21 protein-coding genes are annotated in these 25,415 nt (G+C 68.8%); 14 read left to right on the top strand and 7 right to left on the bottom strand.

Annotated elements, in window-relative coordinates:
- Window positions 1-179: 179 nt before the first annotated feature.
- The 6 genes from H1R19_RS13230 (at window position 180) to H1R19_RS13205 (ending at window position 4,842) form a co-directional block, all read left to right on the top strand.
- The gene (locus H1R19_RS13230; protein WP_188330410.1) at window positions 180-482 is read left to right on the top strand and encodes an urease subunit gamma; all 303 of its coding nucleotides are present in this window, start codon (window positions 180-182) and stop codon (window positions 480-482) included.
- A gap of 96 nt (window positions 483-578) precedes the next feature.
- Window positions 579-956, top strand: coding sequence for an urease subunit beta (locus H1R19_RS13225; RefSeq protein WP_188330508.1), 378 nt, complete (start codon window positions 579-581; stop codon window positions 954-956).
- A 3-nt stretch (window positions 957-959) separates the two neighbouring features.
- Window positions 960-2,678 (top strand): urease subunit alpha, encoded by a 1,719-nt coding sequence (locus H1R19_RS13220; protein WP_219849275.1) that lies wholly within the window; start codon window positions 960-962, stop codon window positions 2,676-2,678.
- Window positions 2,678-3,343, top strand: a complete 666-nt coding sequence (locus H1R19_RS13215) for an urease accessory protein UreF (RefSeq protein ID WP_219849274.1) — start codon at window positions 2,678-2,680, stop codon at window positions 3,341-3,343. The genes H1R19_RS13220 and H1R19_RS13215 overlap by 1 nt, the downstream gene beginning before the upstream one ends.
- An 87-nt stretch (window positions 3,344-3,430) precedes the next feature.
- The gene (ureG, locus tag H1R19_RS13210; RefSeq protein ID WP_219849273.1) at window positions 3,431-4,117 is read left to right on the top strand and encodes an urease accessory protein UreG; all 687 of its coding nucleotides are present in this window, start codon (window positions 3,431-3,433) and stop codon (window positions 4,115-4,117) included.
- Window positions 4,118-4,119: 2 nt separating this feature from the next.
- The gene (locus H1R19_RS13205) at window positions 4,120-4,842 is read left to right on the top strand and encodes an urease accessory protein UreD (protein WP_219849272.1); all 723 of its coding nucleotides are present in this window, start codon (window positions 4,120-4,122) and stop codon (window positions 4,840-4,842) included.
- 48 nt (window positions 4,843-4,890) lie between these two features.
- On the opposite strand, the gene H1R19_RS13200 is transcribed toward H1R19_RS13205, so the two are convergent.
- Together H1R19_RS13200 and H1R19_RS13195 are read right to left on the bottom strand one after the other, a co-directional pair.
- Window positions 4,891-6,402 carry an NAD(P)/FAD-dependent oxidoreductase gene (locus H1R19_RS13200; RefSeq protein ID WP_188330405.1) on the bottom strand — a complete coding sequence of 504 codons (1,512 nt, stop codon included), beginning with the start codon at window positions 6,400-6,402 and terminating at the stop codon, window positions 4,891-4,893.
- Window positions 6,403-6,638: 236 nt separating this feature from the next.
- Window positions 6,639-7,247 (bottom strand): GNAT family N-acetyltransferase, encoded by a 609-nt coding sequence (locus H1R19_RS13195; RefSeq protein ID WP_188330507.1) that lies wholly within the window; start codon window positions 7,245-7,247, stop codon window positions 6,639-6,641.
- 242 nt (window positions 7,248-7,489) lie between these two features.
- Between H1R19_RS13195 and H1R19_RS13190 the strand changes: the two genes are divergently transcribed.
- The 4 genes from H1R19_RS13190 to recD are packed head-to-tail and all read left to right on the top strand — an operon-like array spanning window position 7,490 to window position 16,711.
- Complete coding sequence (locus H1R19_RS13190) at window positions 7,490-7,888, top strand: acyl-CoA thioesterase (protein ID WP_188330506.1); 399 nt, start codon at window positions 7,490-7,492, stop codon at window positions 7,886-7,888.
- A 38-nt stretch (window positions 7,889-7,926) separates the two neighbouring features.
- Window positions 7,927-11,382: an exodeoxyribonuclease V subunit gamma gene (recC, locus tag H1R19_RS13185; RefSeq protein WP_219849271.1), complete on the top strand. Its 3,456-nt coding sequence runs from the start codon at window positions 7,927-7,929 to the stop codon at window positions 11,380-11,382.
- The gene (locus tag H1R19_RS13180) at window positions 11,379-14,807 is read left to right on the top strand and encodes a UvrD-helicase domain-containing protein (RefSeq protein WP_219849270.1); all 3,429 of its coding nucleotides are present in this window, start codon (window positions 11,379-11,381) and stop codon (window positions 14,805-14,807) included. The genes recC and H1R19_RS13180 overlap by 4 nt, the downstream gene beginning before the upstream one ends.
- Window positions 14,804-16,711, top strand: coding sequence for an exodeoxyribonuclease V subunit alpha (recD, locus tag H1R19_RS13175; protein WP_219849269.1), 1,908 nt, complete (start codon window positions 14,804-14,806; stop codon window positions 16,709-16,711). Before H1R19_RS13180 ends, recD begins: the two co-directional genes overlap by 4 nt.
- Here recD and H1R19_RS13170 read toward each other — a convergent pair.
- The gene (locus tag H1R19_RS13170; RefSeq protein ID WP_188330401.1) at window positions 16,708-17,463 is read right to left on the bottom strand and encodes a PIG-L family deacetylase; all 756 of its coding nucleotides are present in this window, start codon (window positions 17,461-17,463) and stop codon (window positions 16,708-16,710) included. The two genes, recD and H1R19_RS13170, sit on opposite strands and share 4 nt — an antisense overlap.
- Before the next feature lie 177 nt (window positions 17,464-17,640).
- Between H1R19_RS13170 and htpG the strand changes: the two genes are divergently transcribed.
- Together htpG and H1R19_RS13160 are read left to right on the top strand one after the other, a co-directional pair.
- A complete protein-coding gene (gene htpG, locus H1R19_RS13165) occupies window positions 17,641-19,698 on the top strand; it encodes a molecular chaperone HtpG (RefSeq protein ID WP_219849268.1) in 2,058 nt (685 codons plus the stop codon).
- Window positions 19,699-19,711: 13 nt separating this feature from the next.
- Window positions 19,712-20,701, top strand: a complete 990-nt coding sequence (locus H1R19_RS13160) for a hypothetical protein (RefSeq protein ID WP_219849267.1) — start codon at window positions 19,712-19,714, stop codon at window positions 20,699-20,701.
- 33 nt (window positions 20,702-20,734) lie between these two features.
- Here H1R19_RS13160 and H1R19_RS13155 read toward each other — a convergent pair whose 3' ends face one another.
- Complete coding sequence (locus H1R19_RS13155) at window positions 20,735-21,241, bottom strand: nitroreductase family deazaflavin-dependent oxidoreductase (RefSeq protein WP_188330398.1); 507 nt, start codon at window positions 21,239-21,241, stop codon at window positions 20,735-20,737.
- Window positions 21,242-21,302: 61 nt separating this feature from the next.
- Between H1R19_RS13155 and H1R19_RS13150 the strand changes: the two genes are divergently transcribed.
- Entirely contained in the window at window positions 21,303-22,232 is a 930-nt protein-coding gene (locus H1R19_RS13150; RefSeq protein ID WP_219849266.1) for an N-acetylglucosamine kinase, read from the top strand.
- Between the two features lie 39 nt (window positions 22,233-22,271).
- Here the strand turns inward: H1R19_RS13150 and H1R19_RS13145 are convergent, their stop codons facing one another.
- Complete coding sequence (locus tag H1R19_RS13145) at window positions 22,272-23,114, bottom strand: crotonase/enoyl-CoA hydratase family protein (protein ID WP_219849265.1); 843 nt, start codon at window positions 23,112-23,114, stop codon at window positions 22,272-22,274.
- Window positions 23,115-23,201: 87 nt separating this feature from the next.
- Here H1R19_RS13145 and H1R19_RS13140 point away from each other — a divergent pair, with 87 nt between their 5' ends.
- Window positions 23,202-23,861: a PaaI family thioesterase gene (locus H1R19_RS13140; RefSeq protein WP_188330395.1), complete on the top strand. Its 660-nt coding sequence runs from the start codon at window positions 23,202-23,204 to the stop codon at window positions 23,859-23,861.
- A gap of 9 nt (window positions 23,862-23,870) precedes the next feature.
- Here the strand turns inward: H1R19_RS13140 and H1R19_RS13135 are convergent, their stop codons facing one another.
- Both H1R19_RS13135 and H1R19_RS13130 read right to left on the bottom strand, forming a co-directional pair.
- The gene (locus H1R19_RS13135) at window positions 23,871-24,452 is read right to left on the bottom strand and encodes a dihydrofolate reductase family protein (RefSeq protein ID WP_188330394.1); all 582 of its coding nucleotides are present in this window, start codon (window positions 24,450-24,452) and stop codon (window positions 23,871-23,873) included.
- Window positions 24,452-25,396 carry a helix-turn-helix transcriptional regulator gene (locus H1R19_RS13130; protein WP_219849264.1) on the bottom strand — a complete coding sequence of 315 codons (945 nt, stop codon included), beginning with the start codon at window positions 25,394-25,396 and terminating at the stop codon, window positions 24,452-24,454. The genes H1R19_RS13135 and H1R19_RS13130 overlap by 1 nt, the downstream gene beginning before the upstream one ends.
- Between the last annotated feature and the right edge of the window lie 19 nt (window positions 25,397-25,415).

Raw genomic sequence — 25,415 nt, 5'->3', positions numbered from 1 at the left:
TCGAACTCTCTTCGTGCGGTGGCGGTCTCACCGACCGGCCACGCCGCGCGGGAGCGGATGGTAGGGCCGGGGAGGTTGCCGAGCCGCGGCTGAGATGTCGTGGCAGGATGACACCGACTCAACGGCGGCGTCCATCCGACCGACCGTCCGGCCGACCACATCCTCGAGGAGCGATACCGGTGCGATTGTCGCCCCATGAACAAGAACGGCTGTTGATCTCCTACGCGGCCGAACTCGCCCGGCGGCGGCAGGCGCGCGGACTCAAGCTCAACCATCCGGAGTCGATCGCGCTGATCACCGACCACGTCCTCGAGGGGGCGCGGGACGGGAGGTCCGTCGCGGAGTTGATGACCTCGGGGCGTGAGGTGCTCGGCCGCGACGACGTCATGGACGGCGTCCCGGAGATGCTGCCCGACGTGCAGGTCGAGGCGACGTTCCCCGACGGCACCAAACTGGTGACCGTGCACGATCCGATCGCGTGAGCCCGATCGACTCCGGCGAACTGCACCACCGTCCTCCTCGTCCCCCGACCCATCCCCGCCGTGCCGACGCACCGCATGTCATCAGAGAGGACCGAGATGTCGGGTATGCCGTCCACCGGCCCGCGATCGTCGCTCGTCCCCGGTGAGGTGATCCCCGCCGAGGGGACCATCGAGTTGAACGCCGGCGCCGACACCGTCGAGCTGGCCGTGGTCAATTCCGGTGACCGGCCCGTGCAGGTCGGCAGTCATGTCCACTTCCCGCAGTCGAACCCCGCGCTCGAGTTCGATCGTGCCGCCGCGCACGGTCGTCGCCTCGACATCCCGGCCGGCACCGCGGTTCGTTTCGAGCCGGGCATCGAGATGGCGGTGACGCTGGTCCCGCTCGGCGGCACCCGTGAGGTGTACGGCATCTCGCTGGATCCGCCCGGCCGATGTGGTCCGGTACAGGCGCGCGACACCGCAGAGAGCGAGTGAGTCATGGCCATCCTGGGGCGCGATCGTTATGCGCAGTTGTTCGGTCCGACAACCGGTGACCTGATCCGGCTCGCCGACACCGATCTGCTCATCGAGGTCACCGACGACCTCGCCGGTGGGCCGGGCCGTGCCGGTGAGGAGGCGGTCTTCGGCGGCGGCAAGGTGATCCGCGAGTCGATGGGGCAGAGTCGGGCCACCCGCGCCGACGGTACCCCCGACACCGTCATCACCGGCGTGGTGGTCCTGGATCATTGGGGAATCATCAAGGCGGACCTCGGTATTCGAAACGGCCGCATCGTCGCGTTGGGCAAGGCGGGCAATCCCGACACCATGGACGGCGTCCACCCCGATCTGGTGATCGGGCCGTCGACGGAGATCATCGCGGGCAACGGCAAGATCGTCACCGCAGGCGCCATCGACTGTCACGTCCATTTCATCTGCCCGCAGATCATGGACGAGGCGCTCGGCAACGGGATCACCACGCTCATCGGTGGCGGCACCGGGCCGGCGGAGGGCAGCAAGGCCACCACCGTGACCCCCGGTGCGTGGCACCTCGCATCGATACTCGCCGCCACCGATCACTGGCCGATGAACATCGCCCTGCTCGGCAAGGGCAACACCGTCAGCGCCGAGTCCATGCACGAGCAGATCCGGGCCGGCGCATCGGGTTTCAAGCTGCACGAGGACTGGGGGAGCACCCCGGCCGCGATCGACGCATGTCTGCGCGTCGCCGACCAGACCGGTGTCCAGGTCGCACTGCATTCGGACACCCTCAACGAGGCAGGATTCGTCGAGTCGACGCTCGGTGCGATCGCGGGGCGTGGCATCCACGCCTATCACACCGAGGGCGCAGGCGGCGGCCACGCACCGGACATCATCACCGTCGCGGCCTACCCGAATGTGCTTCCGTCATCGACCAATCCGACGCGGCCGCACACCGTCAACACACTCGACGAGCACCTCGACATGCTGATGGTGTGCCACCATCTCAACCCGACCGTGCCGGAGGATCTGGCGTTCGCCGAGAGCCGGATCCGACCGTCGACGATCGCCGCCGAGGACCTGCTGCACGATCTCGGCGCCATCTCGATGATCGGCTCGGACTCGCAGGCGATGGGCCGCATCGGTGAGGTCGTGCTACGGACCTGGCAGACCGCGCATGTGATGAAACGCAAACGCGGCTCGTTGCCCGGAGACGGGCGCGCCGACAACAACCGCGCCAGGCGCTACGTCGCCAAGTACACGATCTGCCCGGCCGTCGCGCACGGCTTCGACGACGAGATCGGTTCGATCGAGGTGGGCAAGCTCGCCGACCTGGTGCTCTGGGATCCGGTGTTCTTCGGTGTCCGGCCGGACCTCGTGATCAAGGGCGGGGCGATCGCCTGGGCGGCCATGGGCGACGCGAACGCCTCTATCCCGACCCCGCAGCCCGTTCTGCCGCGTCCGATGTTCGGGTCGGCTCCCAAACTCGCGGCCGCGACCTCGGTGAGCTTCGTGGCCCCCGGCGCCGACGACGACCTCGCCGGCCGCATCGGCGTCGACCGCAGGTTGGTCGCGGTGAAGAACACCCGCGGTGTCGGGAAGGCGGACATGGTGAACAACGATGCCTGCCCGACCATCGAGGTCGACCCCGACACCTTCACGGTGAAGGTCGACGGCGAGGTGTGGGAGTCCGACCCGGTGGCCGAGCTGCCGATGGCGCAGCGGTACTTCCTGTTCTGATGCGACCGGCCGAGTCAACCGCAGGAAACCACGCACCGCTGGCGATGATGCTGTCGCTGGCCGACTCACGCCTCCCGGTCGGTGGGCACGTGCACTCCGGCGGAGTCGAACAGGCGATTGCCGACGGCTTCATCCGCAGCGCCGGCGATCTCGCCGGCTACCTCTATCGCCGGGTCACCACCAGCGGGCTGGTCGCGGCGTCGGTGGCCGCGGCCGTCGCCGACGGAGTGCTCGATGTCGGTCCGGCACAGGATGAGATGGACGCCCGAACCCCCTCTGCGGCCGCCCGCAAGGCGTCGCTGGCACAGGGCAGGGGGATGCTGCGGCTGGCCCGCCGGATGTGGGCCGACCTCGACTGGTCCGCACACCGGCCCACGACGCATCTGCCGGTGATCAGCGGAGCGATCGGGGCGGCGTCGTCGTTGTCGGGATTCCACACCGCACTCGTCCTCGTGTACACGACGATGAGTGGCTCGGCGACGGCCGGACAGCGACTGCTCGCCCTCGACCCGGCCGACGTGGCGATCATGATCGCCGAACTCGGCACCGAATGTGAACGTGTCGCCGCCGAAGCCGCGGTGGGATTGGCCGATCTGTCCGACCCGATCCTCGACATCTTCGCCGAACGCCATGAGCGGCAACCCATGCCACTGTTCATGTCCTGACGCAGACCTCACACCTCAGACCTCACCCGGACCCACACAGACCTTGTCGCGCCACCCCGCGACGTCGCAACCGACAGGAGTTCCCCGATGCCCCCGCATCTCATCGACGGACAGCCCCACACCCACGATCACAACCGGCCTCGGCGCCGCCGCGAGCCCGGCGAGGCACTTCGTATCGGGGTGGGTGGTCCGGTCGGGTCGGGCAAGACCGCACTCGTCGCGGCGCTGTGTCGTCAGCTGCGCAACGAGTTGTCGGTCGCGGTGCTGACCAACGACATCTACACCACCGAGGATGCGGATTTCCTGCGTCGCAACGCCGTTCTGCCCGACGAGCGCATCACCGCCGTACAGACCGGTGGTTGTCCGCACACCGCCATCCGCGACGACATCACCGCGAATCTCGACGCGATAGACGACCTGGTCGACGCCAACCCGCCGCTCGACCTGATTCTCGTGGAGTCCGGTGGCGACAACCTCACGGCCACCTTCTCTACCGGTCTGATCGACGTGCAGATCTTCGTCATCGACGTCGCAGGAGGCGACAAGGTGCCGCGCAAGGGCGGGCCGGGTGTCACCTTCTCGGATCTGCTGGTGATCAACAAGACCGACCTCGCGGAGCGCGTCAGCGCCGATCTCGATGTGATGCGCCGTGACGCCGAGAGAGTCCGCGACGGCCGTCCGACCGCGATGATCTCGCTGACCGATGATCCGGCGGCGACCGACGTATTGGCCTGGGTACGAGCACAATTGGCGGCCCCGGCCGTCACCGGCTGACCGTGCGCACCGAGGTCGAGATCGTCGCGACCCTCGATCGCGGCGTCCGGCACAGCGCGACCGGTGGACTGGCGGTGCGGGTGACCGCGCCCGGTGTCGTGCAGTTGATCGGCACCGCGGCCACCCCGCTCGGCGGAGACGAGATCGCAGTCCGGATCCGCGTCGAACCCGGGGCTGAGCTCACCGTGGGCAGTGTGGCCGCGATGATCGCGCTGCCCGCACGCGGGCGACCCGATTCCGCTGCGCGGTGGGACGTCGAAGTCGGCGACGGTGGACGACTGCGACTGGACCCCCAGCCCACGGTGGTGGCGGGCGGAGCGGTGCACACCTCCGACATCGTTGCGCGGATTCATCCGGACGCGACACTCGCCCTGCACGAGCACATCCAGATAGGCCGCTCGTCGACGATGACCGATATGGCCGTCAAGGACAGAGCCGGGGAGTGGACCGGTGGGTTGCGGGTCGAGGTCGGCGAACGCGTGGTGCTGGCACATCGGGTCGCACTGGGCGCTCGCACGCCTGCGGGAGCATGCGGACATCGCGCCATGAGCAGCGTGTTCCGCTACCCCGACCGCCGACCCGAGGAAGTCCATCCGACGGACTTCGCCGCGCGACTGCGACTCGCCGGCGATGCGTCGCTGACCAGTTCGCTGGGCGCCTCGGTCGCGACCACCCGCCGGCTGGCCGACGGCCTCGACCTACTCGCGACGCCGAACGGCCGGTAGGAGACCGGGGGTCCCGCGATCTCCTCGACGCCGACGCCGCGGTGTCGCTCAGCTGGCTTCGGCCGCGGATTCCTTGCCGTCGGCGTCCTTGCCCTCGGTGGGTACCGACCCGGTGGTCGTCGAAGCCGTGGACCCCGAGTCGCCGGTGCCGGCGTCTCGCTTCGCGGGTTCGGACTCGGAACCGGCCTTCTCCATCGCCGACAGCTGGCCGATCGCGGTGCGGGCATAGACCTGCTGCTCGGTGACGGCCAACTGCGAACGTCCGCGAGTCGTGAACGCGAAGAACCAGTTGATGAGCGTGTTCAGCCGGTTGCGGAACCCGACGAGATAGACCAGGTGCAGTGCGAGCCAGCCGAGCCACGCGAAGTAGCCCTCGGTCTCGAACATCTTCTTGGTGCCGGGGATGGGGACCTGCATCACCGCGGAGTACCGCGAGATGGTCGCCATCGAGCCCTTGTCGTAGTAGCTGAACGGTTTCCGCTGGTCCGGGGTCTGGCCCTTGAGCTCGGCCTTGATCGCGTCCGCCGCGTACCGACCGCCCTGGATGGCACCCTGCGCGACGCCCGGAACACCGTCGACGGCCATCATGTCGCCGACCACGAAAACTTCGGGATGCCCGGGAATGGTCAGGTCGGGTAGGACCTTCACGCGTCCGGCCCGGTCGAGTTCGACGCCGGACTGATCGGCGAGCTGCCGACCGAGCGGGCTGCCCTGGACTCCGGCCGACCACACCTTGCACTGCGATTCGATGCGGCGGGTGGTGCCGTCCTTCTCCTTGACGACGAGGCCGTCGTAGTCGACGTCGACGACCATGGCGTTGAGCTGGACCTCCACACCCATCCGCTCGAGCCGGGTGGCCGCCTTGGCGCCGAGTTTGGGCCCGAAGGGAGGCAGCACCGCGGGCGCGGCGTCGAGCAGGATGACCCGGGCCTCGGTGGGATCGATGTTGCGGAAGGCGCCCTTGAGGGTCTTGTCGCTCATCTCCGCGATCTGCCCGGCGAGCTCCACACCCGTGGGCCCGGCACCGACCACGACGAAGGTGAGCAGCTTGGCGCGCTCGGCCGGGTCATGGGACAGCTCGGCCTGCTCGAACGCGCCGAGGATGCGGCCGCGGAGTTCGAGTGCGTGGTCGATGGTCTTCATACCCGGCGCGAACTCGGCGAAATGATCGTTGCCGAAGTAGGACTGGTCGGCGCCGGCGGCGACGATCAGGTCGTCGTAGGGCGTGATCGTGATCCGTTCCAGCAGCCGCGAGGTGACGGTCTTGGCCTCGAGGTCGATGTCGGTCACATCGCCCATCAGGACCGCGGTGTTCTTCTGCTTGCGCAGCACCATCCGGGTGGCGGGGGCGATCTCACCCTCGGCCACGATCCCGGTGGCGACCTGGTAGAGCATCGGCTGGAAGAGGTGATGGGTGGTCTTGGCGATCAACGTGACGTCGACGTCGGACTTCGCCAGTCGCTGGGCGGCGAACAATCCACCGAAGCCCGAACCGATGATCACCACTTTCCGGCGGGTGGTGGCGGCTACAGCGGGGGCCTGGACGGCGGGGCTGCTCATCTCCAGACATCTCCTTCTCGCTAGTTGGGCGACGATTCTGCGGACAACCGGGCTGGGGTGCCGATCGCTGTGTGGGCGAGCCAAGCGACGCCGGAGCCGGAGCAAAACCGTACTTGCCCACAACGGTAGTCAATGATGATCCGCCCGGCTCGTCCAGAGGGGTCTTGCCTCGCCACCGACCGGGCCGCGGACAGCGGATCGGCGAGGACCCGACCAGGGCAAAACGGACGGACGGGTCAAGCGGTGAGCCCGCCCGGCGACGACCAGCGGAGTGAACGTGCTTGCCAGTCGGCCCTGAGGATCTCGTACTCGACCTCGCACCGGTCCCGGTCGGGGTCCTCGGTGAGGAGCTCCTGCGGCTGCGCGGTGTCGTCGTCGTAGAGGTGGATCGCCGCGAGCGTCATGCCGAGTTTCTCCATGACACGCCGCGACGACTCATTGCTCACCACCGTGCTGGCGAAGACGCGTTCGGTGCGCAGGTGATCGAATGCGAATCCGACGAGGGCGAGCGCGGCCTCGGTGGCGAGTCCGCGACCCCACACCGTGCGACGCAGCCGGTAACTCAACTCGAGTTCGGCGCGGCTGCTGTGCCGGGGCGTGCGCAACGAGATCCAGCCGAGAAATGCGCTGGTCGCGGGGTCGCACAGCACCCATGTGCCGGTGCCGTGCCTGCGGCGCTCGGTCTCGGCGCGGGGGAGCATCCAGTCCTCGATCGCAGCTCGCGGTGTCGCCGTCCCGCCGCTCACGTAGCGCATGACCTCGGGATCGCTGTCGAGGTGGACGAGCTCGTCGATGTCGACGACCGACACCGGGCGCAGACGTGCCCGTGCCGTGTCGATGTTCACCAAGGACCCCTTCACCGCGGACTCGCGCGTCCGCACACCGCTGATCTGTGTCTTCACCTACCCCGGGCGAGAGTCTACGGTCTGAACGCCGGCGACCACCGCAGTTCGTGGTAGGCGTGTCACGCCACTAAGGTTTCACCGTGGCCCTTGATTCCTCCGCTCACGACCGCTCCGCAGATGATCCCGACGCGAACGGTCACGGGTATTCTCTCGACGTGCCTGTCCACCTGCGCTGGGGTGACATGGACATCAACAATCACATCAACAACGTGCAGATCTCACGGATCTTCGAGGAGAGCCGGGTCCGGTCGTTCCATCAGTGGATGCCCGATCGCCCGCGCGGATTCTCGTTCCTCGTGGTCCGGCAGGACGTCGAGTTCTCGGCGCCGGTGTACTACTCGCTTGATCCCGTTCATGTGCGCACCTGCATCGGCCGGGTGGGCAGGTCGTCGTTCGTGATGGCGCTGCGGCTGTTCGACCAGTCCGGAACGCTGTGTGCAACGGCGGAGACGACCATGGTCGTCATCGATCCGGACGCCGGCCGGCCGACTCCCATCCCCGACGCCGAGCGGGAGATGCTGACCGCCCACCTCGGCGAGCCCGTGCGGTTCCACGCCCCGCGGGCCGACGTCGCGGGCTGACCGGGCGCTGATTCTGCCCCGATGCTGATCCTGCCCCGATGCTGATCCTGCACCGCGCCGAGCGCACGGACACCTTGGCCGATGCGCTGGCCGACGTGATCTCGACGCCACTGGCCGACCCGATGAGCACCGAGATCGTGTCGGTCCCCGCCGCGGGGGTCGAGCGGTGGCTGGCACAGCATCTGGCGTGCCGCCTGGGCGCAGGTGACGACGGCCGCGCCGACGGTGTCGCCGCCAACATCGACTTCACCGGCCCGGCACGACTCGCCGACGCCATCGCGAGCGCGGTGCTCGGCGGGACCAGGGTGCAGACCGGCTCCCCGTTGTCGGCGCACGATCCCTGGCGTGGCGCCGAACTGACGTGGCCGGTGCTGCGGATCCTCGACGAACGGATCGGCGACCCCGAGCTGGACGTGATCGCCCGTCACATCGGCGCGGGTGACGAGTCGTCGCCGCGGATCGGCCGCCGGTACGCCACCGCGCGTCACCTGGCCGAACTCTTCGACCGGTACGGGCGGTCCCGGCCGTCGATGATCGCCGACTGGGCCGCCGGTGCCGACCTCGACGGGGCGGGTGCCCCACTGCGCGACGATCTGTCCTGGCAGCCCGGCTTCTGGCGCGCGGTGCGGGAGGCGATCGGGCAGCCGCATCCGGCCGAGGTACTCGGGGACATCTGCGATCGGCTGCGCGCGGAACCCGACGCCGCCGGGCTTCCCGAGCGGTTGTCGGTGTTCGGGCCGACGCGCATCACCGAGTCCTTCCGCCAGATCGTCGCGGCGGCCAGCACGCATCACGACGTCCATCTCTTCGTTCCGCATCCGAGTCCGCGTCTGTGGCACGAACTGGACAGGCTCGTCGACGACGAGACCGGGGTGGTCGTGCCGCCGCGGCGCAGCCTGCGCGTCCAGCCGGAACCGCGAAACCCTCTGGTGGCGGGGCTCTCCCGCGATCTGCAGGAGCTGCAACTCCGACTCGGAAGGCTCGTCGACCGCGACATCCATCATCCGCCGAGCGCGCCGATCGACACCCGCACGCTCCTCGGGGCGGTGCAGGCGGGAATCCGGGACGACACCACACGGGGTGCGGGCGCCGCGGTTCCGGTGGACGTCTCGGCCGACAGATCGGTCGAGGTCCATGCCTGTCATGGCCCCGAACGTCAGATCGAGGTGCTGCGGGATCGGTTGCTGCACCTGTTCTCCGAGGACCCCACCCTGCAGCCGCGCGACGTGCTCATCATGTGTCCCGACGTCGAGACGTTCGCGCCGCTGATCCGCGGCGCCTTCGGTCAGGCGGGACTGCCGCATCCGGCCTTCGATCTGCGCGTTCGCCTCGCCGATCGTGGTGTGCGTCATGTCAATCCGATCGTCGACGTGATCGTCGGGGTCGTCGAACTCGCCGCCGGGCGCGTCACCGCCGGCGAGGTGGTCGATCTACTCGGCAGTCCGCCCGTACGAACCCGGTTCGCGATGACCGACGACGATCTGGACCTGATCCGGGAATGGTTGGCGCACAGCAACGTTCGGTGGGGAATCGGTGCCGCCGAGCGGGCGCGGTACGGTCTCGAACGTTTCCGGCAGGGTACTTTCGACGCAGGGCTGGACCGCATCGCCCTCGGGGTGGTCGCGGAGGAGGCCGACGACGAGTGGCTCGGTACCGCACTGCCGCTGTCCGGTGTCGAGAGCACCGGCATCGACCTCGTCGGACGTTTCGACGAGTTCCTCGACCGTCTCGCTCACGTGCTGGCCGAGTTGACCGCGCCCGCACCGGCATACCGCTGGGCCGAGGTCCTCATCGATGCGATCGGCTCGCTGACCGCCACCGAGCCGGCCGACGACTGGCAACGCGCCGCGGCGATCCGGATGCTGGGCGAGGCGTTCGGAGAAGACCGGGCAGGCGGCGGCCGGGCCGACGACACCGAGGACACCCTGCGGCTCGCCGACGTCCGTGACCTGTTGTCCGCGCTGGTCGCGGCACGGCCGACGCGATCGAATTTCCGGACCGGCGAACTCACCGTCTGCACGATGGTGCCGATGCGCTCGGTGCCACACCGGGTCATCGTGTTGCTCGGCATCGACGCGGAGGTCTTCCCGCGGGTGCAGCGCATCGACGGCGACGACGTCCTCGGCGTCGATCCGCTGGTGGGAGAACGCAATCCGCGTGACGAGGATCGGCAGTGCTTCCTCGACGCGATCTGCGCCGCGCAGGACAGCCTGCTCGTGTTCTACAGCGGTGCGGATCCGGTGTCCGGGCGGCGAATTCCGCCTGCGGTGGTGGTCAGCGAGCTCGTCGACACCCTCACCGACCTCGCCGGCACGGCTCCCGTGTACCGGCACTCGCTGCACGGCTTCGACGCCCGGAACTTCCTGCCGGGAGGCGTCGCAGGCATCGCCGGGCCGTTCAGCCACGACGCGTCCCTGCTCGCCGGGGCGAAGGCCATGCGCGAACCAGCCACCCCGGTCGTCGCCGCGGCGCGACACATCCTGCCAGCACCGGCACGGACCCCCGACACCGACGACATCGATCTCGCGACCCTGATCGACTTCCATGTCGACCCGATCACCGCCTTCGTCCGACAGCGGCTCGGGGCACGCATCCCCGACGACGAGACTCCCCACGACGATCAGCTCGACGTCGAACTCGATCCGCTCGACAAATGGGGGATCGGTGACCGATTCCTGGCCAGGATGCTGACCGGGGTGCCGATCGGCGACTGCGAGGCCGCCGAACTCCGGCGGGGAACGTTGCCGCCGTTTGCATTCGGTACCCGCGAACTGCGCTCGATCTCGCGGGCGGTCACCCGGTTGCACGGCGTCGTCGAACCGCTGCGTGCGGGTTCTGCCGTCACCCTGGACATCGTCGTCACCCTGCCCGACGGCCGGCGGGTTCACGGGACGGTCGGCGACGTGTTCGGACCGCCCGGCGGCCCGGCGACCGTGGTGCGGGCGACGTACTCGCGGCTGAAGGCCAAACAGCAACTCACCGGCTGGGTCACGCTCCTCGCGGTCGCCGCCGCGGCGACGCAGGGCAACGTCGCTGCGGGCTCGGTGGAGACCGCGGTGCTCGTCGGTCGCGCCGCGCGCGGCGGCGGGACCAACACGCTGACGTTCCGACGCCCGGAGGACCCGGTACCGCTGCTGCACGATCTCGTCCGGCTGCGCGACGAGGGCCTGCGGCGCCCGCTGCCGCTTCCGCTGGAACCGGCTTTCACGTTCGTCGAGAACGACGGACCGGGCCGGCGCGGCCGGTTCGCGCTGGAGAGCGCGCGCAAGAACTTCGAGGACAAGTTCGGGGCGAGCACCAACCGGTACGTCAAGCTCGCATTCGGCGGCGATGTCCTCGCCGACGTCGAGTTCGACGAGCTCCTGCACCCGGCGCGGACCGGCGAGCACGTGCTCGGGGGCGTCGAATTGTCGCTCGCAGAGAACGAACCGCTCTTCTGCGGCCTGGCCAGAGCGGTGTGGGCGCCGGTCAACGAGCACCGGGAGGGCACATGAGGCGGGCCGGTACCTTCGACATCACCGCCGACCTGCCCGAGCACACGACCGTGCTCGAGGCGAGCGCGGGCACCGGGAAGACCTACGCGATCGTCGGGCTCGCCGCGCGGCACATCGCCGAGGGCGTGCCCATCTCGCAGATGCTGCTCGTCACCTTCAGCCGAGCCGCGACGGCCGAACTCCGCGAACGCATGCGGGAACGCGTCCGCGAACTGCTCGACGCGCTCGGTTCGTCCTCGGCCGCGGTGACCGCATCCTCTGAGACAGGGGACGCCGGACACACCGAGGACGCGTTGCTGCGGATGCTGGCGAGCGGATCGGCCGACGAGGTGACCGCGCGCAGGCGGAATCTCGCTCGCGCCCTGAGCGACTTCGACGCCTCGACGATCGCGACCACGCACACCTTCTGCAACCGGATGCTCGAGGCACTCGGTTTCCTCGGCGAGCGTGAACTCGTCTACTCGATCGTCGAGGAGGTCGACGACCTGACCGAAGAGGTCGCCCTCGACCTCTACCTTCGCGGCTTCTGGGCAAGCGACGCACCGGAATTCAGCTTCGCTGAGGCGCGTGACATCGCCCGTGACGCGGTGCGCCAGGCATCGGTGGAGCTCGCTCCGGGAGAGTCCGAACTCGGCGAGGGGCCGGCCGCGGACGCCGTCGCGGCGCGTCGGGTCAGCTTCGCCTCAGCCGTCCGGAAGATCGTCGACACCCGCAAACGCGATGCACGCGTGCGTACATACGACGACCTGCAGGCGATCCTGCACCGGATCGTCACCGACCCCGTCGTCGGCGAACGTGCCTGCGAGCGCATTCGCAACACCTTCTCGGTGGCCCTCGTCGACGAATTCCAGGACACCGACCCGCTGCAGTGGGAGATCCTGCGACGCTGCTTCCACGGGCATCGTCGGCTCATCCTCGTCGGCGACCCCAAACAGTCGATCTACGGGTTCCGCGGTGCGGAGGTCCTCAGCTACCTCGCCGCGGTCTCCTCGGCCGACACCCTGCAGGCACTCGACGTCAACTGGCGCTCCGACGGCGCACTCGTGGACGCCCTCGGCCACGTGTACGGCGATGCGGCGCTGGGACATCCCGACATCGTCGTGCATCCGGTGGCGGCAGCCTTCGCCGGCAGTCGTCTCGACGGCCGGCCCCCGCTGCGCCTGCGTGCCTTCCTGCGCGGTGACTTCACCTCGCTGAATTCCTACGGGCTGCCCGGGGTCAAAGAGGTCCGCAACCGCATCGCGGCCGACGTCGCCGACGACATCGCCGACACCCTGAGTCAGGCCGCGCGCATCGAGGACCGCGGGGCATCACGCGTGGTCGACCCCGGCGACATCGCAATCCTCGTGCGGCAGAACAACACCATCGAACCGCTGCAACGTGAACTGGCCGCACGCGGGATCAACTCGGTCATCGGCTCCGGTGTCAACGTGTTCTCGACGAGCGCGGCGCACCACTGGCTGTGGGTGTTGCGCGCCCTCGAACAACCCTCGCGTCCCGACCGGGTCCGCCTGGCCGCACTGACGGCGTTGTTCGGATGGTCCGACGAGCGGGTGGCGACCGCCGAGGAGTCCGAGCTCGCCGAGCTCGGTGCCGAATTGTCCACGCTGGCCAGGGTGTTCGTGCAAGGCGGGTTCGCCGCGATGGCACAGCGGCTTCTCGACGCGCACGGGGTGGCGGCACGGGTGTTGGCCGCCGACAACGGCGAACGTACGCTCACCGATCTGATCCAGGTGTCGGCGCTGTGCAACAAGCACGTCGTGGAGACCTCGGACGGGCTCAGCGCCCTGGTCGAATGGCTGACCGAGCGGATCAACGACACGTCCACGCGGCAGCGGTACGAGGATCAGAGCCGACGCCTCGACCGTGACACGCGGGCCGTCCAGATCATGACGGTGCACGCCAGCAAAGGACTGCAGTTCCCGATCGTCTACGTCCCCTACGGCTGGGACGGCACGTGGATCGGTGACCGCGGCAACATCACCTACCACGACGAGTCGGGAACGCGGCGCCTCGACGTCGGCGGGGGACAGGCACCCGGACGTGCGGCGCGACGCAAGCGGTACGCCGACGAGGTCGCCGGTGAGGACCTCCGACTGCTCTACGTCGCGCTCACGCGTGCCCAATCGCAGGTCGTCGCATGGTGGGCGCCGTCGATGAACACCACCACCGGACCACTGCACCGGCTGATCTTCGGTCGCGACGGCGCGACCCGCACACCCGGCCCCGCCGGCGAATCGGTGTGGTCGGTCGCCTCCGATGTCGCGATCCCCGGCGACGACATCACCTGCGTGGGTGTCCTGCGGAGGCTGACCGAACGCGACGGCTCGATCTCGATCGAGCCGGCGGGACGTATCGACCCCGGTCTGGTGGTACCCGCATTCGATTCCGAGAACGCCCATGCGGCGCTCGGGGTGGCCCGCTTCCGCCGGAAGATCGATCAGGAGTGGCGTCGGACGTCGTACTCGGCGATCGTCGCCGACGTCGCGCACGGCCCCGGCGACCCGGCGGCGTCCGTCGTCGGGACCGGTAGTGAACCCGCGGACGACGTCCTGGCCGATGAACCGGTGGACGCGCCCGAGGAGCCGATCGATGAGCCGGCCGGCCCGACCGAACGTTCCGGCATGCCGTCGCTGATGAACGGACTGCCTTTCGGTGCGGCCTTCGGCACCCTCGTGCACGAGGTTCTCGAGTATGTCGACACCTCCGCCGCCGACATCGAATCCCATGTGCGCGAACTGTGTTCACACGCGCTCGGTGCGCTGGCCGCCGACATCGACCGGGAGGTGCTGGTGGCCGCGCTGGTCGGTGTGCTCACCACCGGACTGGGTTTCGGTGACCTGTGGAGTGTCAAGCCGGGCGACCGTCTGGCCGAGCTCGACTTCGAACTCCCGCTCGGACCCATCGATTCGGGCGAGAGCGGAACCGAGATGGCCGACGGCGCGACCCTCGGACGAATCGCCGACCTTCTGGAAGAGCATCTGGGGGAGGATGATCCGCTCCGCGACTACGCACCCCACCTGCGGGCGGTGCCCGGTCGTCGGCTCCGCGGATTCCTCACCGGCAGCATCGATTCGGTCCTGCGAACGCCCGACGGGCGCTACGTGATCGTCGACTACAAGACCAACCGCATCCGTCCCGGCGATCTGGTCGTCGAGGACTTCGACACCGCGTCGATGGCCCGAGAGATGATCGCCGCACACTATCCGCTGCAGGCGTTGCTGTATTCGGTTGCACTGCACCGGTATCTGCGATGGCGGGTCCCGGACTACGATCCCGGCCGCCACCTGGGACCGGTGCAATACCACTTCGTTCGCGGGATGGCCGGGCCGGCGACCCCGCCAGGGTGCGGTGTCTTCGAATGGGCGGTGCCGGCGTCGCTGGTGATCGCCCTGTCCGACGCGCTTGCCGGGGAGGCACGATGACCACACCCGATGTCCAACGCGTGGAATCGGCGACCGGGGTGCTCGCCGCGTGGAACGAGGCCGGGATTCTCGCCGCCGCCGACGTGCACATCACCGAGCGGATCATCCGGATGTGCGCCGAACCCGTGTCCGACGACGCGCGTCTCGGTGCGGCGCTGGCGGTTCGGGCCGTTCGTCTGGGTTCGACCTGTCTGGCGCTGGATCGCGTCGGTGAGATGACCGGGGACGAGGCCCCCGACCTGACGGTGCCTGCGCCCGGGGTGGTGCTCGACGCGCTTCTGGAGAGTCCGCTCGTGGCCGGCAGCGAGGCCGGACCGTTGCGGCCTCTCGTCGTCCGGCAGTCCGTCGACGGCCCGTTGGTGTACCTGCAGAAGTACTTCCGGCAGGAGCAGACGATCCGCGACATCCTCGACCGGCGTGCGCAGACATCGCCGACCGTCGACACCGAGGCGCTGCGCTCGGCGATAGCGTCGGTGTACTCGTCACCGGACGACGGCATCCGGCAGAAGCTGGCCGCTGCGGTGGCCGCCACCCGATGGACCACCGTCCTCGCCGGTGGCCCGGGAACGGGCAAGACCTACACCGTCGCCCGCATCCTGGCGGTCCTCGACGTGCTGCATGGCCCGGGCCTGCGAGTGGGCCTGTGCGCCCCCACCGGCCGCGCCGCCGCGCAACTCCAGGCATCGGTCGAGGCGGAATCGGTCCAAGCAGGGTCGACGCCATCGGCATCGCCGTCGGCGGTGACGGCCCATGCGGTAACCCTGCATTCCCTGCTCGGCTGGCGGCCGGGGTCCAACCCCCGGTACGGCCGTGGCCGCACCCTGCCGCACGACGTCATCATCGTCGACGAGACGTCGATGTTGTCGATGACCGCGATGAGTCGGCTGCTCGACGCGGTACGTCCCGACGCGCGCGTGGTGTTCGTCGGTGACCCTCACCAGCTCGCGTCGGTGGAGGCCGGCGCGGTGCTGGCCGACCTCGTCGAGCGGACCGATCACGTACGGCCACCGGATGATCCGGGGAGTGTCTCGGCCGGTATGTCCCAGGCCTTCGGTGCGGTCGGACTGTCGGAGGACTCCGCGCGGGAGGAACTCGACGCCGACGACGCGTCGCGGCTGGCCGACGGGGTCATCACCCTGCGCAGGCAGTTCCGGTTCGGCGGCGGGATCTCCGAGGTCGCTGCCGCCGTCAATTCGGGCGACGCCGACGCGGTGCTCGAACTCGTCACCTCACCGGAGGTCACCGACGTCGAACTGGTGGCGCCCGACGACCTCGACGGCGTGTACGACGACATCACGGCGTGGGGGAGGAAGCTGCGTGTCGCGGCGCGCAACGGTGATGCCGAATCAGCTCTGGAGGCACTCGACACCCACCGCGTCCTGTGTGCCCACCGCGAGGGCTCGTGGGGTGTGCGCGGCTGGTCGGCCCGGATCACCGACTGGCTGGGCACCACCACCGCCGAACACATGGGTTGGTATGCGGGACAGCCCATTCTGGTCACCGCGAACGACCGGCAGACCTCGACCTTCAACGGCGACACCGGTGTGGTCATCGCCGACCACGACGCGCGGGAAGCCGGCGGCCCGGATGCACTGCGCGTCGCGTTCCGACGCGGCGGTGCCGTGCGGCTGCTGCACCCGACCCAACTGGCCGACGCGGTGTCGGTGCACGCGATGACCATCCACCGCAGTCAGGGCAGCCAGTTCGAGCAGGTGACGGTCGTGCTGCCGACCGCAGGTTCGGAGCTCCTGACACGTGAGCTGCTCTACACCGCGATCACGCGTGCGCGGCAGCGCGTGCGGATCGTCGGGACCCCGGACGTGCTCGCCGCCGCGGTGCGGCGTCGGGTGCAGCGCGCCAGCGGATTGCGCTCCGCGGTCACCCCGTTGGGGCCTCGCGCCTAGATCAGGTCACACCCGCCGGGTACGAGGTCGCGCCGCTGATAGCACTCGACGCCGAGCAACCTCTCCTGCGTCTGTTCGGGCAGCGACATGAATCCGGAGATGGCGAAGCTGCGTTCGATCTCGGAACGATGTGCGGTGACCGCGGCCTTCTTGCGGGCCGTCAGGTCGGACACGTCGACGACCACATCGATCTCGGATTCGGGGGTGCCCGGAAGCAGTTCCCGCGGTACCCCGGCGAACACGCTCGTCGACAGCAGGTCCATCACCCACTCCGGGATCGTCGCGAAATACAGCGAGCGGACCTGCCACGCCGGTCCCGCGCGGTGATAGAGCTTGGTCGAGGCGGCCGCGTCGGCCGCGGCGCAGGCCAGGCGGTGCGCGTGGACATGATCGGGGTGGCCGTAGATCCCGAGGGCGTCGTAGGTGATGACGATGTCGGGCTGCAGGGTGCGGATGTGTTGCGTGAGCGCACGCACCTGCTCGTCGAACGACGCCGCACACAGGCGAGGAGCTTGCGGTGCCGACTCGGGGCGCCGGTCGTCGGCGTAGCCGAGCATGATCGGCGGGCGTGGCATGCCGAGGATCTCCACGGCGTCGGTCAGTTCACCATGCCGCGCGGTGCCGTCGGCCCACGTGCACATCACCAGATCGGCCTCGCCGCCGGCGTCGACGTGGCGCGCGATGAGCCCGCCGGTCCACAGCGACTCGTCGTCGGGGTGCGCGTGCACCAACAGCAATCGAGGTGTACCCATCCACCTGGCTTCCTGATCGTCCCCGTACCGGCGCTCGTGAGGTTCACGTCCCGTTCGGGGTAGTCGGTCCCCGATCCAGGGTAGCCACACCGCGTCTCGGTAAAGTCGGTGTCCGTCACCACGATGTCGCGTCGGCCGAGCAGGCCGGTGCACGAGAACAGAACATGGAGGTCTGCGATGAGCGCTCAGCCCGAAGTTCACGAGTTCCAGGCGGAGACCAGGCAGCTGCTGGATCTCATGGTCCACTCGATCTACTCCAACAAGGACAGCTTCCTGCGCGAGCTGATCTCGAACGCATCCGATGCGCTCGACAAACTACGGCTGGAGTCGTTGCTCGACAAGGATCTCGATGTCGACACCTCCGACCTGCACATCACGCTCGATCCCGACGCCGACAACCGCACACTCGTGGTCGCCGACAACGGAATCGGCATGACGCGCGACGAGGTCGTCGGACTCATCGGCACGTTGGCCCGCTCGGGCACCGCGGAACTGCGGCGCTCGCTGGCCGAGGCCCGCGCCAACGGCGTCTCCGACGCGGCCGCCGAAGAACTGATCGGACAGTTCGGCATCGGCTTCTACTCGACGTTCATGGTCGCCGACAAGGTCGCGTTGGTCACCCGCAAGGCAGGCGAGAGCACCGGCACCCGCTGGGAGTCGACCGGCGACGGCACCTACACGATCGACGACGTCCCCGACGCCCCGCAGGGCACTTCGGTCACGCTCTCGCTCAAACCCGTCGACACCGAGGATCACCTCTACGACTACGCCGATCCCACCAAGCTGCGTCAGTTGGTCAAGCGCTACTCGGATTTCATCGCCTGGCCGATCCGGATGAACGTCGAGAAGACCGTGCCGGTCGAGACAGACGCGGCCGACGACGCAACGGACTCATCGGACGACGAGGACAAGGTCCCCGAGACCAAGACCGTCGTCGAGGCCGAGACCATCAACTCGATGAAGGCCCTGTGGGCCAAGTCGCGGTCCGAGGTGACCGACGAGGAGTATCAGGAGTTCTACCGGCACGTCTCCCATGCCTGGGACGCACCGCTGGAGACCATCACGCTGCAGGCCGAGGGCACCTTCGAGTATCAGGCGCTGCTGTTCATCCCGACGCAGCCGCCGTTCGATCTGTTCATGCGCGACAGCAGCGTCGGCATCCATCTCTACGTCAAGCGCGTGTTCATCATGGACGACTGCGCCGAGCTGATGCCGGAGTACCTGCGCTTCGTCAAGGGCGTCGTCGACGCGGCGGATCTGTCGCTGAACGTGTCCCGCGAGATCTTGCAGCAGGACCGTCAGATCCGCGCGATCCGTCGTCGACTCACCAAGAAGGTGATCTCGACGGTCACCGAGATGCGCAGCAGCCGACCCGACGACTACCGCACGTTCTGGGATGCGTTCGGACGGGTCTTCAAGGAGGGTCTGGTCAACGACCCGGACAATCGCGATGCGCTCCTCAAGGCGTCGTCGTTCGCGACAACGCATTCCGACGACGAGCTGACCACCCTCGCCGATTACATCGGCCGCATGAAGAGCGGCCAGGACACGATCTACTACATGACCGGTGAGTCGAGGCAGCAGATCGTCAACTCCCCGCACATGGAGGCGTTCCGCGCCAAGGGGATCGAGGTGCTCGTGCTGAGCGACCCGGTCGACGAGATGTGGGTGTCGGCGGGGGCCGAGTTCGACGGCAAGACCTTCCAGTCCATCGCCAAGGGTGCGGTGGACCTCGACGCCGACGACGAGGACTCCGACGAGTCGTCGAAGGAGGAGCAGAACAAGGCCTACGCCGACCTGCTGTCCTGGTTGACCTCGACGCTGTCCGACGACGTCAGCGAGACCCGGCTGTCCTCGCGGCTCACCGAGTCGCCGGCGTGCCTCGTCGGTGACACGTTCTCGATGTCGCCGCAGCTGGAGAAGCTGTACCGCGCGTCGGGGCAGGAGTTCCCGAAGTCCAAGCGCGCCCTCGAGCTCAACCCCGACCACCCGCTGGTCGTCGCGCTCAACAAGGCCTTCGCCGCCGGTGACCACGAGAAGCTGGTGCCGACCGCAAAGCTGGTCTACGGCATGGCCGTGATCGCAGAGGGAGGCGAACTCGACGATCCCGCCGAGTTCGCGAAGCTGCTCGCCAGCCGTCTCACAGAGTCGTTCGGCCCGGAATCGAACAACACGGAATCGAACAGCACGGAATCGACCAGCACGGAATCGAACAGCACGGAATCGGACTCCTGATCGGGTTCCACCGGTGAACCGCCGGGGGTGGACGATCGCCCTCGGCGGCGGTGCGGTGTTCCTCGTTGCGGTGTTGCTGGCCGCTCTCCTCGTGGGACTGTCCCGCGAGGACGAGCGCGCCCGCACGCCGGAGGGGGCCGTCCGCACCTACCTGACCGCGCTCGCCGACGCCGACGCCGCCGCAGCGCTGGGGGCCGTCGCCGGGCGCCCGAATCCCCGTTTCCTCACCGACGGGGTGCTCCGGCAGCAACGTGCGGATGCCCCTATCACCGGCGTCGAGGTGTCACCTGCACGGGAGACCGGTGACGAGACCACTGTCCGTGCGCGATACCGCATGGGCGCTCATGCGGTCGACCCCGAGATCGCGGTCACCCGGGTCGCGAACGGCTGGGCGGTGCTCGACGGTGCGATCGAGGTGCGCATCGAGTCACTCGCGCTGCCGCGGCCGACACTGTTCGGCGGTGAGGTCTCGGCGGGCGACACGGTATTCCTCTTCCCGGGGCCACAGCGCTGGGGTTCGCGCGACACCGACTTCGTCGGCCGGTTGCTCGGTGAGAACCATCCGTACGGACCTCGGGGACCGATGACGGTGCGGGTCGTCGCCGAACTCAGCGACACCGGCACCACAGCCGTGACCGACGCGGTGTCGGCGTACCTCACCCGTTGTGCGGGGGCCACCCGGGCCGACGCCGGGTCGGATCGGGCGGGGTGCACCCAGCGCCTGTTCCGGTCGGCGGTGCCCGGCAGCGTGAAGTGGACGGCGCCGCGCGATCTGTCCGGTCTGCGTTACCTCCTGCGACGCACCCAGCCGGGGTCCGGTCCGGTCGGCTCGGAGGCGGACCTGGGCGTCGTCGATGTGGCGGGTCCGGTCCGGTGGCGGGTGGCGTACACGCCGAGCTACGACGAGGACGGTCCGCGTGTGGAGACGACAGACGAGCAGTACCTCGTCGGGCGTGTCGACCTCACCGCCGACGCACCGGATTTCGTGACCGACCCGGACTGAGAACCCCGACCGCCGGGCCGGCGCCGACATCGCTCAGGAGGCGGGGCCTGGTTGGTCCTTCGGTTCGGCAGCGGGGTGCGGATGCAGCCGGAACACCGGGATCTTGCGTTCGGTGCGCTGTTCGTACAGATCGAAGTTCGGCCAGATCGCACGCAACTTGTGCCAGGCCGCCTCGCGCTCCTCATCGAAGAGCTCCGTGGCCTCGGCGGCGCAACTCTCACCGCTCACCACGATCTCGATGGTTCCGGCGGCGCGCAGGTTGAACACCCATGCGGGCATCTTGGGACCCCCGAAGTAGGAACCGGCGATCAGCCAGTCCTCCCCGTCGGGGACCGCCAGCAGCTGCGTCGTCCGCGTGATCCCGCTCTTGCGTCCGGGCACCTTGATGGTGATGTTCGGCAGGTCCGCGATGTCGAGCAGGGTGGTCCGGTGACCCGTCACGGATTGGATGGCGTTGTCGCCCTTGACTATCTGAGGAAGAAAACGTGGCATCCAGGGGATCGAACCGATTTTCACCGCAAGTCGGCGCCGCACTTTCATCCGCCCAGTCTGACACGACACCTCGTCCCGGCGGCGAACTTGTCGAGTAGCGTGCGGGTTCGTGGCTGGTGAACTGGGCGGGCGGATTCTCATCGACGGCGGCCAGACGGGAACGCGACTGCGGATCGAGACACGAGACGATGCCGCCGACCATGCCCTGGCACCGATCCGCACGGACCGGCCGGTCGTCGAGCAGATTGCCGACGCCGTCGCCCGAGTGGGGCCGACGGGCTCGGAGTGGGTTCTCGCGGCTGGGGTCTCCGGTCTGACGCCGCAGGCCTCCCGGCCCGCCGACCTGCTGTCTGGTGTCGCCGGTCTCGGTGTCAGATCGGTTGTGCTGGCACACGACTCGGTGAGCGCCTATCTCGCGGCCAACCGGCGGGAGTTCGGTGCCGTCATCGCGGTCGGTACCGGTGTCGTGACGCTCGGCGTCGGACATGCCGGTGTGGTCAGAGTCGACGGCTGGGGGCACCTCTTCGGCGACGCCGGTAGCGCGTACTGGATCGGCCGGGCGGGGATCTCCGCGGCGTTGCGCGCCTTCGACGGCCGCGGCGGGAGCACCGCGCTGGAGGAACTGGCCGAGGACGGCTTCGGGCCGCTTCCCGAGCTCTACATGGTCCTCCAGGCCGACCCTGAACGGGTGTCGAGGGTCGCCGGGTTCGCTCGGCGTGTCGCGGCGGCCGCCGACGGCGGCGACACCGTCGCCCGGACGATCATCGACGCCGCCGCCGACGAGCTCGCCGACTCGGCGGTCACCGCGCTGGAACGCAGCGGACGCCGACCCGGTGAGCATGCACGTGTCAGCTGGACGGGCACGGTGATGACGGCGAACGAGCGGCTCCGGGACCGGTTCGTCCGCGCGGTCACCGACCGGGCGCCGGGCGTCGAGGTCGCCGCCCCGTACGGTCAGCCGTTCGACGGGGTTCGTCTGCTCGCGGACCTCGACGACGCGCACCCGTTGTCGGCGCAGGTGTATCGCGCGCGACTCTGACGCCTACCGGCGTGAGCCTCAGCGCGTCCGGCGCGCCGATCAGCGCCCCTTGAACTCGGGCCTTCTCTTCTCGAACACCGCCGTGATGGCCTCGGTGAGGTCCTCACTCGGCAGGAAGGCGGAGTTCCACGCGGCGACGTAACGCAGGCTGTCGTGGACGGCGGCGCTGCGCGAGTGATCGAGGACGGCCTTGACGCCGTGGACCACCAGCGGCGGGTTGTCGGCGATCTCCCTGGCCGTTTCCCGTGCCATCTCGAGGACGGCGGCCTGATCGTCGGCGACGTCGTTGACGAGGCCGATCTTCTCGGCGCGCGCGGCGTCGATGTCCTTGCCGGTCAAGGCGAGTTCGCGGACGTGGCCGTCGCCGATGATGAACGGCAGGCGGGCCAGGGTGCCGACGTCGGCGACCATGCCGACCTTCACCTCCCGCACGCTGAACTTGGCCTCGGCGCTGGCGTAGCGGACGTCGGCGGCGCAGATGAGGTCGACGGCACCGCCGATGCACCATCCCGACACCGCGGCGACGGTCGGCTTGCGGCAGTCCGCGACGGCGGTGATGGCCGCCTGCAACTTGCGCAGCGAGTCGAGGAACTCGGTGCGGGGCGCAGCCTTGGCGTCACCGGCCACCACGGCCGACAGTGTGCCGCCCATGGCGACGAGGTCGAGGCCGAAGGAGAAGTGCTTGCCCGAACCTGTCAGGACCACCGCGCGGACGGCGGGGTCGGCGTCGATGTGCCCGAACAGCTCTGGGAGTTCGCGCCAGAAGTCGGGACCCATCGCGTTGCCCTTACCCGGGCCGGTGAGTGTCACCTCGGCGACGTGATCGGCAACGGTGACGTCGAACGCGGCCCAGTCGCGTTCCTTCCAGGCGTGGTCTGTCATGCGTGCGAGCTTACTCGGCGGTCAGGACGGCCGATCTCCGGATCGGCAGCTGCGGCCCGGTCGGCGTACACCCTGTTAGATGAACCCATGAGTGGATACATCCAGGAGGACATCGCGCCCGAAGAGCTCGCGCAACGGTCCGAACTCGCCTCGTCGATCGCCGGGAGCGTGCGCGAACTGATCGAGGCGACGGTGCGCACCGAGGTCGGTGCGTCCGACATCGCCGAGGCGAGGCGACTCATCGAGGCCGCCACCGAGATCCTCCGCAAGGATCAGTTGCCCGGCGCCTACGGCATCCGGTTCAACTCCGACGGCTCCAAGCGATCCTGGGGCAACGCGGTGCTGGGCCGCCGAAACCCCATCGCACCGCCGGTCGTGCTCCATCACGAACCGGATCACACCTGGACCGAGGTCGAACTCGGGCCGGCCTACGAGGGCCCCGCCGGCCTGGTGCACGGCGGCGTCCTCGCGCTGATCCTGGATCAGCTACTCGGCTCGACCGCCGAGTTCCAAGGAGTGCCCGGGATGACCGGCACTCTCAACGTTCGGTACCGGCGGGCGACACCGCTCGGACAGATCCGTGGTGAAGCCCGGGTGGATCGCGTCGAGGGCGTGAAGACGTTCGTCAGGGGCACGATCACATCCGCTGGTGAGGTCAGCGCCGAAGCCGAGGGGATCTTCATCCTGCCGAAGTGGGCACGGGGCGAGGTGTCCGACGTGTTACGGAAATCGGTGGGCGAGGGCTGAATTCGCGGATCACCGGACCGGCTCGGCGCTCGCCGCCCGGTGTGCGGGCTCCGGCGAACGAGTACCGACGAGTGAGTACCGGGCGCAGAGGAATGCGCCGTTGCGGCCGAACTCCTGTAGTTCCAGGTCATACCGGCGCGGGAAGAGCGGGCGGCCGGAGCCCAGGGTGACGGGCGCGATCGAGACGATCATGTCGTCGAGCATGCCGGACTCGGCGAACTGGGCGGCGAGGTCGCCGCCGCCCACCACCCACACGTCGCGGCCGTCGGCGGCCTCGAGGAGTCGTTGACGATGGGCGGCCGGATCGCCGTCGACGACGGTGATCGTCGGGTCGATCGGTGTCACGGTTCGGTGGGTGAACAGGAACGTGGGGATCTGGTACGGCCAGTGCTTCTCGTCGGTGATCTCGTGATCGAGTAGCCACCGGTAGGTCGTCCATCCCATCACCGCGGCACCCACACCGCTGAAGAAGTCGTCGTAGTTCATGGCGCCGCCCTCGTCGAGGGGTTGGGTGAGCAGCCAGTCGAGGCTGTCGTGGTCGTCGGCGAGGTAGCCGTCGAGTGTGGTCGCGGTGTAGTAGCGAAATGCCATCAGAAACCTCCAGAATGCTTGCGGTGCCACATGATCGGGTCGGGGTCGAGTGCCGGCGCCGCCATCGCGACACCGGCGTCGGACAGCATCCAGCGTGCGAGTTGGCGACGATGCGCGGAGAACGTCAGAACATGCGCGACGATCTGGGAGAGCAGGAAGGACTCCGGCGGCTCACACAACGCGTCGATGATCCGGTCCTGCCACGCACCACGACGCTCGATGTCGCGGATCAGCGCCAGCCATCGGGGTGCGATGTCGCGCTGCAGGTCCACGAGCGCGCCCAGCTCCGTCGGTGCGGCCGACGGTGTGTCGGCGCCTTCGACGGTGGCCAGCCACGGCAGTTTGTCGGCCACCAGATGTGACATCACCTGCGCGAGGGTTTCTTCCGGGCCGCTCCATTCGAGCGTCTGATGGCCGGGCAATCTGGTGCGCGTCCACTCGTGGTCGTCGAGTCCCTTGGCGGCGTCGAGCAGTGCATCGATGTCGTCGAGGTCGTGTCGCACCATGAGCATCACCACATCGCCGGCGTCCTCGGTCGTCGGGTTGCCGCTGTCGACGTAGAGCACTGTGGGGGAGTGGAAGTGGATGCCGTTGGGGGCGGGCAACCAGTGTCCGTGGTCCGAACCGGAGGTAACTCGACCAGGGCTGCGCCCGAAGGCACGGGTGAATGCGCGCGCGAATCCGTCGACCGACTCATAGCCGGAATCGAACGCGACCTCGGTGACCGACCCGCCGCGCTGGAGAAGCCAGGCGGCTCGTTCCAGCAACACACGTCGCCGCAGGGCCACCGGTGACTCGCCTGCACCCCGGGTGACCTGGCGGGTGAAGTGGAACGACGACGAATAGGCGCCGGTCGCCATCTCGTCCAGCGTGGTGTGGTCGTCGGACAGGACGGCGTCGAGGAGCTCGCGAAGCCGGTCTCGGTCGGGTGGGTTCGGGGTCACTCATCGAGTATGGAACCGC

This window comes from Gordonia jinghuaiqii, from assembly GCF_014041935.1.
GTDB classification, from domain to species: Bacteria; Actinomycetota; Actinomycetes; order Mycobacteriales; family Mycobacteriaceae; genus Gordonia; species Gordonia jinghuaiqii.
The sequence above is the reverse complement of the archived record's forward strand: the minus strand, read 5'-3'. Positions and strand labels throughout refer to the sequence as shown.